Origin of the sequence: Pseudomonas sp. URMO17WK12:I7 (assembly GCF_003269045.1) — a bacterium.
Lineage (GTDB): Bacteria > Pseudomonadota > Gammaproteobacteria > Pseudomonadales > Pseudomonadaceae > Aquipseudomonas > Aquipseudomonas putida_J.
In genome coordinates, this window is the sequence record NZ_QLTL01000003.1 from 242,972 (window position 1) to 257,667 (window position 14,696).

The 14,696-nt window shown below is 60.3% G+C and carries 14 protein-coding genes; 5 read left to right on the forward strand and 9 right to left on the reverse strand.

Annotated elements, in window-relative coordinates; translation table 11 throughout:
* Nucleotides 1-66 precede the first annotated feature (66 nt).
* Nucleotides 67-981, forward strand: coding sequence for a DUF808 domain-containing protein (locus H040_RS05305; protein ID WP_027921241.1), 915 nt, complete (start codon nucleotides 67-69; stop codon nucleotides 979-981).
* A 38-nt stretch (nucleotides 982-1,019) separates the two neighbouring features.
* Here H040_RS05305 and H040_RS05310 read toward each other — a convergent pair whose 3' ends face one another.
* A complete protein-coding gene (locus H040_RS05310; RefSeq protein ID WP_027921242.1) occupies nucleotides 1,020-2,963 on the reverse strand; it encodes an LTA synthase family protein in 1,944 nt (647 codons plus the stop codon).
* A gap of 152 nt (nucleotides 2,964-3,115) precedes the next feature.
* Here H040_RS05310 and H040_RS05315 point away from each other — a divergent pair, with 152 nt between their 5' ends.
* Complete coding sequence (locus H040_RS05315) at nucleotides 3,116-3,427, forward strand: hypothetical protein (protein WP_027921243.1); 312 nt, start codon at nucleotides 3,116-3,118, stop codon at nucleotides 3,425-3,427.
* A 65-nt stretch (nucleotides 3,428-3,492) separates the two neighbouring features.
* On the opposite strand, the gene H040_RS05320 is transcribed toward H040_RS05315, so the two are convergent.
* The 7 genes from H040_RS05320 to puuE all read right to left on the reverse strand — a co-directional run bounded on the left by H040_RS05320 (nucleotide 3,493) and on the right by puuE (nucleotide 10,501).
* On the reverse strand, nucleotides 3,493-4,275 hold the full coding sequence (locus H040_RS05320; RefSeq protein WP_027921244.1) for an outer membrane protein OmpK: 783 nt from the start codon (nucleotides 4,273-4,275) through the stop codon (nucleotides 3,493-3,495).
* 354 nt (nucleotides 4,276-4,629) lie between these two features.
* Nucleotides 4,630-5,415 (reverse strand): outer membrane protein OmpK, encoded by a 786-nt coding sequence (locus tag H040_RS05325; RefSeq protein WP_027921245.1) that lies wholly within the window; start codon nucleotides 5,413-5,415, stop codon nucleotides 4,630-4,632.
* Between the two features lie 144 nt (nucleotides 5,416-5,559).
* Nucleotides 5,560-6,915 (reverse strand): nucleobase:cation symporter-2 family protein, encoded by a 1,356-nt coding sequence (locus H040_RS05330; protein WP_027921246.1) that lies wholly within the window; start codon nucleotides 6,913-6,915, stop codon nucleotides 5,560-5,562.
* A gap of 215 nt (nucleotides 6,916-7,130) precedes the next feature.
* Nucleotides 7,131-8,459: a urate hydroxylase PuuD gene (locus H040_RS05335; protein WP_027921247.1), complete on the reverse strand. Its 1,329-nt coding sequence runs from the start codon at nucleotides 8,457-8,459 to the stop codon at nucleotides 7,131-7,133.
* A gap of 45 nt (nucleotides 8,460-8,504) precedes the next feature.
* Nucleotides 8,505-9,008, reverse strand: coding sequence for an ureidoglycolate lyase (locus H040_RS05340; protein WP_027921248.1), 504 nt, complete (start codon nucleotides 9,006-9,008; stop codon nucleotides 8,505-8,507).
* Between the two features lie 51 nt (nucleotides 9,009-9,059).
* Nucleotides 9,060-9,575 (reverse strand): 2-oxo-4-hydroxy-4-carboxy-5-ureidoimidazoline decarboxylase, encoded by a 516-nt coding sequence (gene uraD, locus H040_RS05345; protein ID WP_027921249.1) that lies wholly within the window; start codon nucleotides 9,573-9,575, stop codon nucleotides 9,060-9,062.
* Nucleotides 9,575-10,501 carry an allantoinase PuuE gene (gene puuE, locus H040_RS05350; RefSeq protein WP_027921250.1) on the reverse strand — a complete coding sequence of 309 codons (927 nt, stop codon included), beginning with the start codon at nucleotides 10,499-10,501 and terminating at the stop codon, nucleotides 9,575-9,577. The genes uraD and puuE overlap by 1 nt, the downstream gene beginning before the upstream one ends.
* A 377-nt stretch (nucleotides 10,502-10,878) precedes the next feature.
* On the opposite strand from puuE, the gene uraH reads away from it, so the two are divergent.
* Nucleotides 10,879-11,232, forward strand: a complete 354-nt coding sequence (gene uraH / locus H040_RS05355; RefSeq protein ID WP_016711727.1) for a hydroxyisourate hydrolase — start codon at nucleotides 10,879-10,881, stop codon at nucleotides 11,230-11,232.
* A gap of 182 nt (nucleotides 11,233-11,414) precedes the next feature.
* Nucleotides 11,415-12,197 (forward strand): RHS repeat-associated core domain-containing protein, encoded by a 783-nt coding sequence (locus H040_RS05360; RefSeq protein ID WP_081784360.1) that lies wholly within the window; start codon nucleotides 11,415-11,417, stop codon nucleotides 12,195-12,197.
* Between the two features lie 97 nt (nucleotides 12,198-12,294).
* Here H040_RS05360 and H040_RS05365 read toward each other — a convergent pair whose 3' ends face one another.
* Entirely contained in the window at nucleotides 12,295-13,644 is a 1,350-nt protein-coding gene (locus H040_RS05365; RefSeq protein WP_027921252.1) for an NCS2 family permease, read from the reverse strand.
* 285 nt (nucleotides 13,645-13,929) lie between these two features.
* On the opposite strand from H040_RS05365, the gene H040_RS05370 reads away from it, so the two are divergent.
* Complete coding sequence (locus H040_RS05370) at nucleotides 13,930-14,685, forward strand: GntR family transcriptional regulator (RefSeq protein ID WP_027921253.1); 756 nt, start codon at nucleotides 13,930-13,932, stop codon at nucleotides 14,683-14,685.
* Nucleotides 14,686-14,696: the final 11 nt, after the last annotated feature.

Genomic DNA, 14,696 nt, shown 5'->3' on the forward strand with positions numbered 1-14,696 from the left:
CGGGCGCTCAAGGCAGCGCCTTTGGGCTAGACTCCGCCACATTCACTCATTTGGATACCCGCAAACATGGCAGGAAGCAGTCTATTGGTACTGATCGACGACATCGCCACGGTGCTCGACGATGTTTCAGTGATGACCAAGGTCGCGGCAAAGAAGACCGCCGGCGTGCTTGGCGACGACCTGGCACTGAATGCGCAGCAGGTCACCGGCGTGCGCGCCGAGCGCGAGATCCCGGTGGTGTGGGCGGTGGCCAAGGGCTCGCTGGTGAACAAGGCGATCCTGGTGCCGGCGGCGCTGTTGATCAGCGCATTCATCCCCTGGGCAGTGACGCCGCTGCTGATGCTCGGTGGCGCCTACCTGTGCTTCGAAGGCTTCGAGAAGCTGGCGCACAAGTTCCTGCATAGCAAGGAAGAGGACGAACGCCAGCACGAGGCGCGCAAGGAAGCGGTGGCCGATGCCAATGTCGATCTGGTGGCGTTCGAGAAAGCCAAGATCAAGGGCGCGGTGCGTACCGACTTTATCCTGTCCGCTGAAATCATCGCCATTACCCTGGGCATTGTCGCCGACTCGCCGCTGACGCAGCAGATCATCGTGCTGTCGGGCATTGCGGTGGTCATGACCATCGGTGTGTATGGGCTGGTGGGCGGTATCGTCAAACTCGACGACCTGGGGCTGTGGATGACCCAGAAGTCTTCAAGCCTGGCCCGTGCGGTCGGCAACGGCATCCTGCGTGCTGCGCCCTACATGATGAAGAGCCTGTCGGTGATCGGCACTGCAGCGATGTTCCTGGTCGGTGGCGGGATCCTGGTACACGGGGTAGCGCCTCTGCATCATGCAGTCGAGGCGTTCAGCGAAGGGCGCGGAGGGGCGCTGACCAGCGGCCTGCTCAATGGCGTGGCCGGTGTGCTGGCCGGAGCCGTGGTGCTGGCGGTGGTGGCGGTTGCGGGGAAACTGTGGCGCATGGTTCGCCCGGCCAGCTGAGGGTATGGCACCGGCGGAGCCGGTGCCATCCATCGTCATCAGTTTTCGGTCGTGACGCTCTGCTGCTCTGGCTTCCAGGCCAGCAAGCCCTGGCTGAAGCCGTAGGCGGCGCTCTGGTAGTAGGCGATTGCCCGGCGGATCAGCGGGTTGTCGCTGGTCACCGTGGTTTCGTGGCTCTTGCCCAGGGCATCCTCATGCACACGCATGCCGCCCCGCGGGCTGAGGATGGCCAGGTTGTTGCCGTCGAACAGCCCCAGGTGCTGGTAGTTGCCGATCACCACGCGTGGCGGCAGGTCGTCTTCCTTGAGCAGGTCGCGGCCGAAGAAGGTCGAGGTGTAGTCGAAGTTGAGCAGACCCAGCAGGGTCGGCGCCAGGTCGATCTGGCTGGCCAGCTTGGCGTCTTCGCGGGGCTCGATCATTTTCGGTGCGTAGATCCACAGCGGGATCTGGTAGTTGTTCACTGGCAGGTCTTCGACCCCGGCGCTACCGGCTGTGTGGTCAGCGACGAAGACGAACAGGGTGTTGTCGAACCACGGCTTGCCCTTGGCGTCCTTGAGGAACTGCGCGATGGCATGGTCGGTGTACTTCACCGCGCCTTCGCGGCCGTCGCCTGACGGGATGTCGATGCGGCCGTCCGGGTAGGTGTAGGGGCGGTGGTTCGAGGTGGTCATCAGCTGCAGGAAGAACGGCTTTTGCTGGGCGTAATTGGCATCGGCCAGCTTGAGGGTCTGCCGGTACAGGTCCTCGTCGGCCATGCCCCAGGCGTTCTTGAAGCTGATTTCGCTTTCATCGACGCTGCTCTGGTCGACGATGCGGTAACCGTTGCCGCTGAAGAAGGCATTCATGTTGTCGAAGTAACCGCGCCCGCCGTAGACGAACACAGCGTCGTAGCCTTTGGCGGTGAGTTGCTGGCCAAGGCTGGCGTAGCCGCTTTCGCGGCCGATGCGCTTGACGATGGAGCGGCCCGGGGTGGGCGGGATCGACAGGGTGATGGCTTCCAGGCCGCGGTCGGTGCGGGTACCGGTGGCGTAGAAATTGTTGAAGTACAGGCTTTCGCGGCGCAGGGCGTCGAGGTTCGGCGTGAGGTTGCGCGAATCGCCGTTGCTGCCCATGTACTTGGCGCTGAAGCTCTCGATGGTCACCAGGATGATGTTCGGCGTGCGCTGCTCACCGTTGGCGCTGATGTGGCGGCGGATGTCCTGGGGTTCCTGGCCCTGGAAGCGGGCATTGGGTTCGGCCAGTTCCTGGTGCATCTGCGCGCCGACTTCGCCGGCACCGAGGCTGGCGTAGAACTGGGTGTAGTCCAGTTCGTTGTTGCGAAAGGCGGCAAAGAACTGGTACGGGCCGTTGCTGGCCAGTTCGCGCTGGTAGGCGTTGCCTCCCTGGCCGCGTGGGAACTGCTGATCGATCACCAGGATGTTCAGCCCGACCAGCACCGCCAGCAAGGCCAGCCCGGACAGGCGCTGGCGCAGGGTGGCGACAGGGCCGCTGAGGGCCTGGGCCAGTGGCTTGCGCAGCACCAGTGCGAGCAGGATCGCGGCCACCGCGATGCCGCTGAGCAGCGCCGGCAGCGGGTAGGACTCGCGGATGTTATCCAGCACTTCCTTGGAATAGACCAGGTAGTCGACGGCGATGAAGTTGAAGCGTACGCCGAACTCGTCCCAGAACAGCCACTCGGCCACGGCGACGAACAGCATCACGAACAGGCTGACCGCGAGCAAGCCACTGAGCAGCCAGCGGTGAGCACGTGAGCGCCACAATCTGCTCGGGCACAGCACCAGGTACACACCCAGCGGCAGGGCCATGTAGATAAGGAAGCTCAGGTCGTAGAGGGCACCGTCGAAGAAGATCGAGAAGTAATTGCCGCTGACCTCGTAGAGATGCGTCACCAGCAATATGAAGCGTGTCAGCAGGAAGATGCCGAACCAGGTTGAGCAGAGTAGCAGCAGATAGCGCCATGGCGCGGCGAGGGGAGTGCGCATCAAGTTGGCCTGTTTTCTTTATTGGTTGTGCGAGGGCCACGAGTCTAGTCGAATGATGCAAAAAAAATGTCAAAATTTCGCGCTGCGCGCGATTGAGGTGGCTTTATAGTCGTAATGTGCTTTTTCAGATTCTATCGGGAGGGGAATTTCACATGTTCGGTGTACTGACTTACGACGCCTACCACCTCGCGCTGTACCTCTTGACGGCGTTGGCGTGGGGGGCTTTGGGCTTTGGCTTCCTGCTGCGCGGCACCGACGCTCAGGCCCTTTACAAATGCTGTGCGATGTTCGGCCTGGCATTGATAATCAATGCGGTTGTGCGGGTGCTGGATATTTTTCGAGTCATTCCGCACCACGAAGTGGAGTTGATATTGCTGGTGTTTGGCATGTTGGTACCGGTGGGTGTGTACTTGACGTTCAAGGCAGCTTTCATGGTGGGTAAGTTAAATCTTAAAAAGCTGTAAGTTTAAACTTACAAGTCATGTCGATGACGGCGCCGTCATATAACGGCGCTGTCACGTTCAGCCGATCAGAAGTGCACTTTCACCAGGAAACTCATGGTGTTCTGGTCGGTGGTGAAGGCATCGCTGTCCTTGATGCCGTACTTGTTCTTCCAGTAGTCGTACTCGACACCCACATACAACTGCTTTTCGCCCAGGTGCAGCGCCTTGCCCAGGTCGTATTTGATCTGCGGGTTGAAGTGCAGGTTGGCGTGGTAGGTGCCGTGACGGTTCTCGTCGTTGTCGACCACCCAATCCATGAAGCCGTCGATCAGCACGTCGGAGTCGCCGACCGGGATGGTGTAGGACCAGACCGGGGTGATCTGCCAGACGTTGTCGCCGGCGCGGCTGCCGTCGGTGGTGCGGTTATAGAAGTTCAACTGGAAGTAGTCGAAGCCCGGGATGTTCAGGTCGAAGCCTGGGCCGATCAGGTACGACTCGGTGTCACCCTCGCCAAACTCGTAGGTCATGGCCAGCAGCACGTCCTTGACCGGGCCGAACTCGACTTTCTGGTCGAAGATCTTGTTGAACGACAGGCGCGGGCTGATCTCGCCGTAGTAGGTGTTCGGGCCGTTGCCGGCGTCCTTCTGGCCCTGGTAGAAGATTTTGTCGACGAAGATGAAGTTGTCGCCGTACTTCCAGCCATCGGCGTGCTCGAAGGTGACCGTCTGCTGGATCGCCGGGTTGACCTTGAAGTTCTTGCCCCACAGGTAGGTCAGGCTGTTGTTCTGCCACTGCAGCAGGTCGCCAGCGAAGGTGGTGCCGCAGGCCAGCAGGCCGCCCGCGAGAATCAGGCTATTGATGGTACGCATTGCGAGTGTCGCTCCCTTGATTGATCTGTTGTCAGCGCTCGGTACAGGCGCTTTTGTTGTCTTTTGAGTCAGCTTTTTTCGATTGGCCACAGTTGTTTGGCAAGAGCTGCGCCAACTTTTCGGGGTTAGCTGCTACCTTCCTGCTCGACTCGTTCTGAACGGATGAAAATGGGTGTTTCAGGCTGGCAACACGTTGGCCAACCGCCCGAATTCATTGACTGAGCGGTCAGTAAACGCAGGCAGAATCCTTCCTGCCCTGATCGAGGGGGCGCGCAGATTACTGGCTTGCGCGCCGCGCCTCAAGTGCTCCGTCCTGGAGCACAGTGATTCAAACCTGGGCGTTTGATCAGGTTTTCAGAAATGTACCTTGATCAGCGCGCTGGCGACACTCTGATTGCTCTCCAGGTTGCCGCGGCTGTCGATGCCGTACTTGTCTTTCCAGTAGCTGTATTCGAAGCCGACATAGAGCTGCTTGGCACCGAGGTTCAGGGCCTTGCCCAGGTCATACTTGACCTGTGGGTTGAAGTGCAGGTTGGCGTGGTAGGTGCCACGGCTGTTCTGGTCGTTGTCCGGGACCCAGTCCATGTAACCGTCGATCAGAATGTCGGATTTGCCCACAGGGATGGTGTAGGACCAGCCGGGGGTGATCTGCCAGACGTCGTCACCGGGGCGGCCGCCTTCGGTCTGGCGCATGTAGAAGTTGAGGGTGAAGTAGTTGAAGCCGGGAATGTCCAGGTCGAAGCCGGGGCCGATCAGGTAGGCCTCGTTGTCGCCTTCGCCACGTTCGTAGGTCATCGCCAGCAGCACGTCCTTGACCGGGCCGAAGGCCAGCTTCTGGTCGAAGATCTTGCCGAACGACAGGCGCGGGCTGAATTCACCGTAGTAGGTGGTCACCCCTTTGCCGGGGTCGGGCTTGCCGTTGTAGAAGATCTTGTCGACGAACAGGAAGGTGTCGCCGTACTTCCATTTGTTGGCGTGCTCGAAGGTGATGGTCTGCTGGATGTCGGGGTTGACCTTGAAATCCTTGCCGTACAAGTAGGTCAGGCTTTCGCCATGCCACAGCAGCCAATCGCCTGCATGGGCGGGGAGGGTGGCCAGCAGGCTGCTGCCCAGCAGCAGGGACGAGGTGATGCGCTTCATGTTGTGATTCCCGGACTTATTGTTTTTGTTGGCGGTTTTTTCGGCGCGCAGGCGCCCCGAGCGGCCCATTCCGGCGGGTCGACGGTAAAGCGGTTACTGCGGAATATGAGCAGGGGCGGCAAACTGCGCCGCCCCGCCTGGGGCTCAATGCTGGTGGCAGGCGTCGTTATGCACGGCGCGCTCGGCACCACCGAGGATGTTGAACAGCACGTTGAGCACCAGGGCACTGACCGTGGCCATGGCGATCCCGCTGTGGGTGATGGGCTCCATCCACTGCGGCATCTGCGCGAAGAACTCCGGCTTGACCACAGGGATCAGGCCAAAGCCGACGCTCACCGCCACCAGCAACTGGTTGCGGCGGTCGCCAATGTCGGCTTCCTGGAGGATCTTGATCCCGGTGGCGGTGACCATGCCGAACATGGCAATGGACGCGCCGCCCAGTACTGCGGGCGGGATCGAGGCGATCAGGAAGGCCGCCTTTGGCAGCAGGCTGAGCACGATCAGCAGTGCACCCGCCGTTACCGTGACGTAACGGCAACGCACGCCAGTCATCTGCACCAGGCCGATGTTCTGGGCGAACGAGGAGTGGGTGAAGGTGTTGAAGAAACCGGCGATGAACGACGCACCGGCATCGCACAACAGGCCGCGACGCAGCATTCCTGGTGTCACTTCACGGTCTGTCACCTTGCCCAGGGCGAGGAACATGCCCGTGGACTCGACGAAGATGATCACCACCACCAGGCACATCGACAGGATCGGCGCCAGGCTGAAGGTCGGCATGCCGAAGTGCAGTGGGGTGACCACTTGCAGCCACGGTGTGTCGCTCAGGCCCGTCAGGTCGACCATGCCGATGGAGCCGGCCAGGATGTAGCCCAGGCCCATGCCCACCAGGACCGAAACGTTGACCCAGAAGCCGCGCATGAAGCGGTTGATCAACAGGATGACTGCCAGCACCAGGCCAGCCACCATCAGGTAGATCGGCGAACCGAAAGTCGTTGCGTCCTGGCCGCCACCGGCCCAGTTGACTGCCACCGGGAACAGCGACAGGCCAATCGAGGTGATCACCGTGCCGGTGACCAGTGGAGGGAAGAAACGTACGACCTTGGACATGAACGGCGCGATCAGCATACCGAAGAACCCGGCAGCGATGGTTGCGCCGAAGATCCCCTGCAGGCCTACGCCCGGCATGCCGGCCATGGCCACCATGCTGCCGACGGCAGCGAAGCTGGCACCCATCATCACTGGCATGCGGATCCCGACCGGGCCGATACCGAACGACTGGATGATGGTGGCGACACCGGCGACCAGCAGGTCGGCGTTGATCAGGAAAGCGACTTCTTCACGGGACAAACCCGCGGCCTGGCCGATGATCAGAGGGACGGCAATCGCACCCCCGTACATCAGCAGTACGTGTTGCAGGCCAACCAGGATCAGTTGGAACAGGGGCAGAGGCTGTCGCGGCGGCGCAACTGGAATGTACGCCTTGCGTGACTCGGACATGCAGCACCTCGAGTTTTGTTTTTATTCTCGGATCCAAGCGCCCGTCGCATACGGCAGGCCCGTTGGAGGCAGCCTGGGGTTCGCGCATGCAGTCGAACGCTCGATGCTTGCTTGTTGCATGAATCTGTAAAGGGCGAGGCCGGGGGTACCGGCCTCTTCGCGGCGCAAGGCCGCCCCCGCCAGGGCGCGCGGACGCCCAGGCAGGAGAGGGTGGATCAGTTGACCTGAGCGCCTTTGGCGATCCAGTCACCGACGAGCTTGCGCTCTTCGGCGGTCATCTGGGTGATGTTGCCCAGTGGCATGATCTGGCTGGCGACCGCTTGCGCTTGAATGCGCGCGGCCTGGGCCTGGATCTGCTGCGGGGTGTCGAACATCACGCCGGCAGGTGCTGCGCTGAACAGTGGGCTGGTCGGTTTCGACGAGTGGCACACGCTGCAGCGTTCCTGGATGACTTTGTGGATCTTGTCGAAGTCGCCACCGGCAGCCTGTGCGGTCGCCTGGGCCGGAGCTTCGGCTGGTGCGGCTGGCGCTTCGGCGGCCTTGGCGGCTTCCTCGGCTCGCAGCTCGGCAGCGGTCTTGCCACCTACGGCGGTGGCCGGCAGCGGCTGGTACTCGACCTTCGCCGCGGCCTGCTCAGGGCTGACTGCCATCGGCTTGGGACCTGTGACATAGGCCAGGCAGATCATCGCCAGGGCGCCGACCGGCAGGGTCCAGGCGTACTTGTTGCTGTCGTGGCGGGTGTTGAAGTAGTGGCGGATCAGAACCGCGGCTACTGCGATACCCGCCAGGATCAGCCAGTTGTACTGGCTACCGTAGGTGCTCGGGAAGTGGTTGCTGATCATGATGAACAGCACCGGCAGGGTGAAGTAGTTGTTGTGACGCGAGCGCAGCAGGCCCTTGGCCGGCAGTACCGGGTCCGGAGTCTGGTTGTTCTCGATCGCCGCCACCAGCTGGCGCTGGGCCGGCATGATGATGCGGAACACGTTACCGACCATGATGGTGCCGATGATCGCGCCGGTGTGCAGGTACGCACCACGGCCGCTGAATACCAGGCTGAAGCCGAAGCAGGCAGCGATGATCAGGACGAACAGCACGGCGCCGAGCAGGGCAGGGTGCTTGCCCAGCGGCGAGTCGCACAGGAAGTCGTAGATGAACCAGCCGGCAACCAGCGAACCGATACCGATGGCCACGCCTTCGGCACCGCTCAGGGTGCTGCCGGGTGCCAGCAGGTACAGGCTCGGGTTCCAGTAGAACACCACGCACAGCAGGGCGATACCGGACATCCAGGTGAAGTAGGCTTCCCATTTGAACCAGTGCAGGTTCTCGGGCATTTTCGGGGGTGCAAGCTTGTATTTCTCCAGGTGGTAGATACCACCGCCGTGAATCGCCCAGAGATCACCCGACAACCCATCGCGCGGGTTGCTTCGGTTCAGGTGGTTCTCCAGCCAGACGAAGTAGAACGATGCACCGATCCAGGCGACACCGGTGATCATGTGAACCCAGCGAATGCTCAGGTTCAGCCATTCGTGAAGGTGTGCTTCCACAGTATGTACCTCTGCCAGTCACCGAGAAGGATGACTGACCTTTTCTTATTGGTGGGGATTGAGGATCAGCATCTGTTCCTCGGTGAAGTAATGCTCATCGCAGTTGTTGCCAGAACCACTGCGATCAACCACCAGGAAATCATCCCGCTTTTCGATCGTCAGCACCGGGTGGTGCCACACGCCGCGATGGTAATTAACGCCCTGCCTGCCATTACTGCGGAAGGCACGGACCAAGCCTGATACAGGTGCATCGCCAACCGGCGCGACCACGATCAGAAAGGGGTTGCCGAGCAGCGGAATGAAAGCCTGGCTGCCCAGCGGATGGCGTTCCAGCATGCGCACGGTCAACGGCATGTCCTGCGCGTCGGCGCGGAAGATGCTGATGATCGCCTTGTCTTCAGGCTCGGCGGTCTCGACCGTGGCGAGCTTGTGAAAGCGCATGGTCGAGCCGTTGTTGATCATGAAGTGGTCGCTGCCGTCGGTTTCGATCACGTCTCCGAAGGGGGCGAAGGCTTCTTTGGTCAGGGGCTCGATCATCAGGGTGCGCATGCGGTTATCTCTTCTATTGTTCGTTTTTCTAAAATAAGGTTCGGCTGTCGCTTACAGCTGCAGCAGGCGGAACAGGGCGATCAGGTTGATCTGCGCCAGGGCTTCCTTGAACTCGGTATCGGCGTCGTTGTGGATGCGCTTTTCAAAGGAAGCGAGGATCTGGTGCCGGTTGCTGCCCTTCACCGCCATGATGAACGGGAACTGGAACTTGGCCTTGTAGGCGTCGTTCAGCTCGGTGAAGCGGGCGAACTCTTCGGCGGTACACTGGTGGATACCGGCGCCGGCCTGTTCGTTGGTGCTCGATTCGGTCAGCTCGCCCTGGATGGCGGCTTTGCCGGCCAAGTCCGGGTGAGCGTTGATCAGCGCCAGCTGGGAGGCAGGGTTGGCGCTGAGCAGGATGTCGCTCATGCGCTGGTGCAGCGCCTCGATCTCGTCCAGTTCACCCAGCTGGCCCAGGTCGTAGGCTTTTTCGGCGACCCACGGCGAGTGCTCGTAGATGTCGGCGAAAACCTTGACGAAGGCATCACGGTCCAGGGTGGAGGGCTTGAGGGTCTTGAAGGCGGTCATCAGGCGTTCTCTTTCTTGTACGGGTGGGTGGCGTGCCAGTGGCGGGCGATGTCCACGCGACGGGCGAACCAGACCTGGTCGTGGCTCTTGGCGTAATCGACGAAGCGCTTCAGCGCAGCCAGGCGCGCCGGGCGGCCGACCAGGCGGCAGTGCAGGCCGATAGAAAGCATCTTCGGTGCTTCGGCACCTTCGGCGTACAGCACGTCGAAGGCGTCTTTCAGGTACTGGAAGAACTGCTCGCCGCAGTTGAAGCCCTGTACCTGGGTGAAACGCATGTCGTTGGTGTCCAGGGTGTAAGGGATCACCAGGTGCGGCTTGCCGGTCGGGTTGTTCGGCTCCCAGTAGGGCAGGTCGTCGTCGTAGGTGTCGCTGTCATACAGGAAGCCACCTTCCTCCATGACCAGGCGGCGGGTGTTCGGGCCGGTGCGGCCGGTGTACCAGCCCACCGGGCGCTCACCCGTGAGTTCGGTGAGGATGCGGATGGCTTCGAGCATGTGCTCGCGCTCCTGGGCCTCGTCCATGTTCTGGTAGTCGATCCAGCGGTAGCCGTGGCTGCAGATCTCGTGGCCGGCTTCGGCCATGGCGCGGATCACGTCGGGGTGGCGCTGGGCGGCCATGGCCACGGCGAAGATGGTCAGGGGGACGCCGCTGTCCTTGAACAGCTTGAGCAGGCGCCACACACCGGCACGGCTGCCGTATTCGTACAGCGATTCCATGCTCATGTTGCGCGCGCCCTGCAGCGGCTGGGCGGCTACCATTTCGGACAGGAAGGCTTCGGACTCTTTGTCACCGTGCAGGATGTTGCGTTCGCCGCCTTCCTCGTAGTTGAGGACGAAAGACAGCGCGATGCGAGCGTTGCCCGGCCATTGCGGGTGAGGAGGGTTGTTGCCGTAACCGATCAGGTCGCGAGGGTAGTCAGCGCTCACTGCAGTCTTCCTTCTTGTGCGTTTGTGCGGGGGTGGGCGGGCCGCGTCGGGATGTCGCACCACCGGATGGGCTGATTGTATACAACTTCTGAAATCTTTTGTAAGCCTGTTTTTCCGCATTTCTTCCCTTTTGTCGCATGAGAATGCAGTGCAAGAAACCTGCCTGATTGGTCAGTTAATGACGTCAGGCTTTGCACAGCGCCTGTATTTGCGACTGATGGCCGGTTTATCGGGGCTACGACGGAAGGGATTAAAAAATTGTGTACAATCTGGCGATGAAATGTCTTAATGGCGTCATTCCCGCACATCGCAGGCCCCATGCCGGGGCGTTGGCTGTGTATTTTTTGCCCATAGATTGAACAAGAGGCGACAAGCAGATGGGACGTTTGACCACACACGTACTGGATGCCGCGCATGGCTGCCCAGGCAGCTCGATCAAGGTCGAGCTGTACCGCGTCGAAGGCCAGCAGCTGGAGCTGGTGAATACCGCCCTGACCAACAGCGATGGCCGCGTCGACGCGCCGCTGCTGCAGGGTGACGACTACCGCAGTGGCGTTTACCAGTTGCAGTTCAGCGCTGGCGACTACTACCGCGCCCGCGGCGTGCAACTGCCGGCCCAGGCGTTTCTGGATGTTGTTGTGCTGCGCTTTGGCATCGACGAGCAGCAGGAGCACTACCACGTGCCGCTGCTGATCTCGCCGTACAGCTATTCGACCTATCGTGGAAGCTAGTTGGTCGCTAGAAGAATCTTCGTAGGTCCTTTGGCCCGCTCTCACACTGGCGGGCTTTTTTTCGTCTGGTGTTTATTCGCTTGCAGGTGGAGTCATCAGCGCGACTGACATTTTTGTCAGTAGTCGCCCGTGGGCTCATTCTGCATGATCGGGTTTCCTGTGGCACTTTGAGGCCTTATCAGATGAGCACCAGAAATGTGTATTCGCCCCATGGCGTTCGAAGCACCGCTACGGCATCTACCGGGGTAGTAGGCTTCAATGGTGAGTTTTTTCATGCTGCACTGGGATGTTATGCACTCGGAAATGGGCACCGGGTATATAACCCCCGTTTGATGCGATTCATCAGCCCAGACGCGTTGAGCCCGTTTCTCAAAGGCGGTATCAACGCTTATGCCTACTGCCTGAATGACCCTGTCAACGGGCGGGATCCCAGTGGCAAGGTCCCTTTTTTAAAGAGTGCAGTTCAAGTTTTTGGTCGTTTTGCTACTCAGGCAGCCAGTCGTTTTAAATCGCTTACCCAGGATGGAGGGCCTACGAACAATCAATACTGGAATATGCGTGAAGAGATGAGCTACGCGAGACAGCATGTAAAAAAAAGCAAGACTTTATACCGTGTCATCAGCAGTAGAAACGGCTTCGAGCAACTGGAACCAGGGTTAAACCATAAATTTGTATTCACGAATGAAAAAAGGCTTGTCGTGTTCAGCAGCAAGGATGACGCGACGATGCCTAGTCACGGTAGTCTCGCTGAATACTCGGGGCAGGGATTTGGTACGAAGGGGCTGGGTGAGAAAGCGATCAGCGCAGGGTATATTGTCATCGGTGACAATGGTCAAATTTCGCTCAATCACTACTCTGGCCACTTTCAGCCCAGATTCGAGGATCTGTACCCCGTAGATGAATACGCGAAGGGACTCGAAGTTGAAGTAGCGCTCATACGTATTGGCTTCTACGATTCGCCCTGAGAGGCAGTTGGTAGCGCATTGTTCGTTTTACGCATTTTGCCTGCGAAGCCAGCGGTATTTACAAAGGGCGCGAGGCGCCCTTTGTTGTTGCGAGGGGTTATAGGAAGACAAATTTAGCAATGAAGATCGCGCACAGTACCCACAGGCTGGCCGAGATTTCCTTGTACTTACCGGTACCCGCCTTCAGCGCCACATAGCTGATAAAGCCCAGGGCAATACCGTCAGCGACCGAGAATGTCAGCGGCATCATGATCACTGTGACGATCGCCGGAATGCTGTCGGTGGCTTCGTCCCAATGAATGTGCGCCATGCTGCCCATCATCAGCATCGCCACATAGATCAGGGCACCGGCAGTTGCGTAAGCCGGGATCATTCCAGCCAATGGCGCGAAAAACATCGCGGCGATGAACAGAATGCCGACTACCACGGCCGTCAGGCCCGTGCGTCCGCCAGCTGCGACACCCGCGGCACTTTCCACATAGCTCGTCACTGGTGGCACGCCAACGACTGCACCGAACACGCTAGAAGCACTGTCAGCCTTCAACGCCTTCGACAGGTTCTCGATGCGCCCATCCGGCGCCACCAGGTTGGCCCGCTGCGCCACGCCCATCAGCGTGCCTGCGGTGTCGAACATGTGCACGAACAGGAACGCCAGCACCACGCTGATCATGCTGACATTGAATACGCCGGCCACGTCCATTGCCATCCATGTCGGTGCCAGGCTTGGCGGCATCGACATCACCCCGCCGAACTTCACCAGCCCCAGGCCCCAGCCCGCAAGGGTGACGCCAATGATGCTGATCAGGATTGCGCCGAACACCCGCTTGTAGCTGAGGATGGCGATCAGCAGGAAGCACACCGCCGCCAGCAGCGGCCCCGGCTCATGCAGCGAACCCAGCTTGATCAGGGTGGCGGGGCTGTCGACGATGATACCTGCTGTCTTCAGGCCGATCAGCCCGAGAAACAATCCGACGCCGGCCCCCATGGCATGGCGCAGGCTCACCGGGATGCTGTTCAGCAGCCATTCGCGCACTTTCGATAATGTGAGGAACATGAACAGCACGCCCGAGACGAACACCGCCCCCAGCGCCGTTTCCCAGTTGTAGCCCATGGTGCCGACCACGGTGTAGGTAAAGAAGGCATTCAGCCCCATGCCCGGCGCCAGGCCCACCGGCCAGTTGGCATACAGGCCCATCAGCAGGCAGCCCAGCGCGGCGGCAATGCAGGTGGCGACGAAAGCGGCACCATGGTCGATGCCGGCGTCGGCCATGATGTTTGGGTTGACGAAGATGATGTAAGCCATGGTGATGAAGGTGGTCACCCCGGCGATCAGTTCGGTTCTGACAGTGCTGCCGTGTTGCTTGAGTTTGAAAATCCGCTCCAGCCAACTCGTTTCGAGCGGCGGCGCGAGATCCAGCGTAGGTGCTTCGGATTTGCGGCTTTCCACAGCGAGTACTCCTCAAGTCTTTCTTGTTGTTGTTGGAGCCAGGGTCCTGAGCAATGCACTTGGTGGCTCCACGAGGGAAGGCAGACGTCTGACGCGCTTTGTTGACTCACGGGTCAAGAAGTTGCTGGGTGGATTATGCTTTTGTGTACAAAGAATGCAAATAATGTTTTATGTTTTGTATGCGCAATGCGTCGAATAACGGCTATATAGGTAAAACGCCCCCTGCGGAATCGCCTCAGCCTGTGTACAATGGCGCCATACTTTCTCTTCGTGCCTCGAGAGCCCATGAACGAACAGCTGCAACCTCTGAAAAAACCTGCGCGCACTGGCAAGGCCGGCCGCAGTGGTACCCAGGACGACATCGTCTACGCGCATATTTTCGAGGCGATCCTCGAGCAGCGATTGGCGCCGGGCACCAAGTTGAGCGAGGAAGCGCTGGGCGAGATCTTTGGCGTCAGCCGCACCATCATCCGCCGCGCCCTGTCGCGGCTGGCCCACGAAAGCGTGGTGCTGCTGCGGCCTAACCGCGGTGCCGTGGTGGCCAGCCCGACGGTGGAAGAGGCGCGGCAGGTGTTCTTCTCGCGGCGCATGGTCGAACGGGCCATCACCGAGCTGGCCGTGCAGCACGCCTCCCTGGAGCAGCTCAACGAACTGCGTCAGATGGTGCGCGAGGAGCGCGACAGCTTCTCCCGTGGCGACCGCGGCGCCGGTATCCGCCTTTCCGGCGAGTTCCACCTGAAGCTCGCTGAAGCCGCAGGCAACGCACCGCTGGTCAGCTTCCAGCGCAGCCTGGTATCGCAGACTTCGCTGATCATCGCCCAGTACGAGAGCGGCACCCGTTCGCATTGCTCCTATGACGAGCACATGCAGTTGATCGATGCCATCGAGGCGCGCGATGCGGAGCAGGCCGTGAGCCTGATGATGCACCACATGGACCACATCGACAGCAAGCTGAACCTGGACGACGAGAGTGCCTCGGACGACCTGCACGCCGTGTTCTCGCACTTGCTGAAAAAGCCCAAGGCTTCCGCCAAGGGTTGATCGTTTGCCTG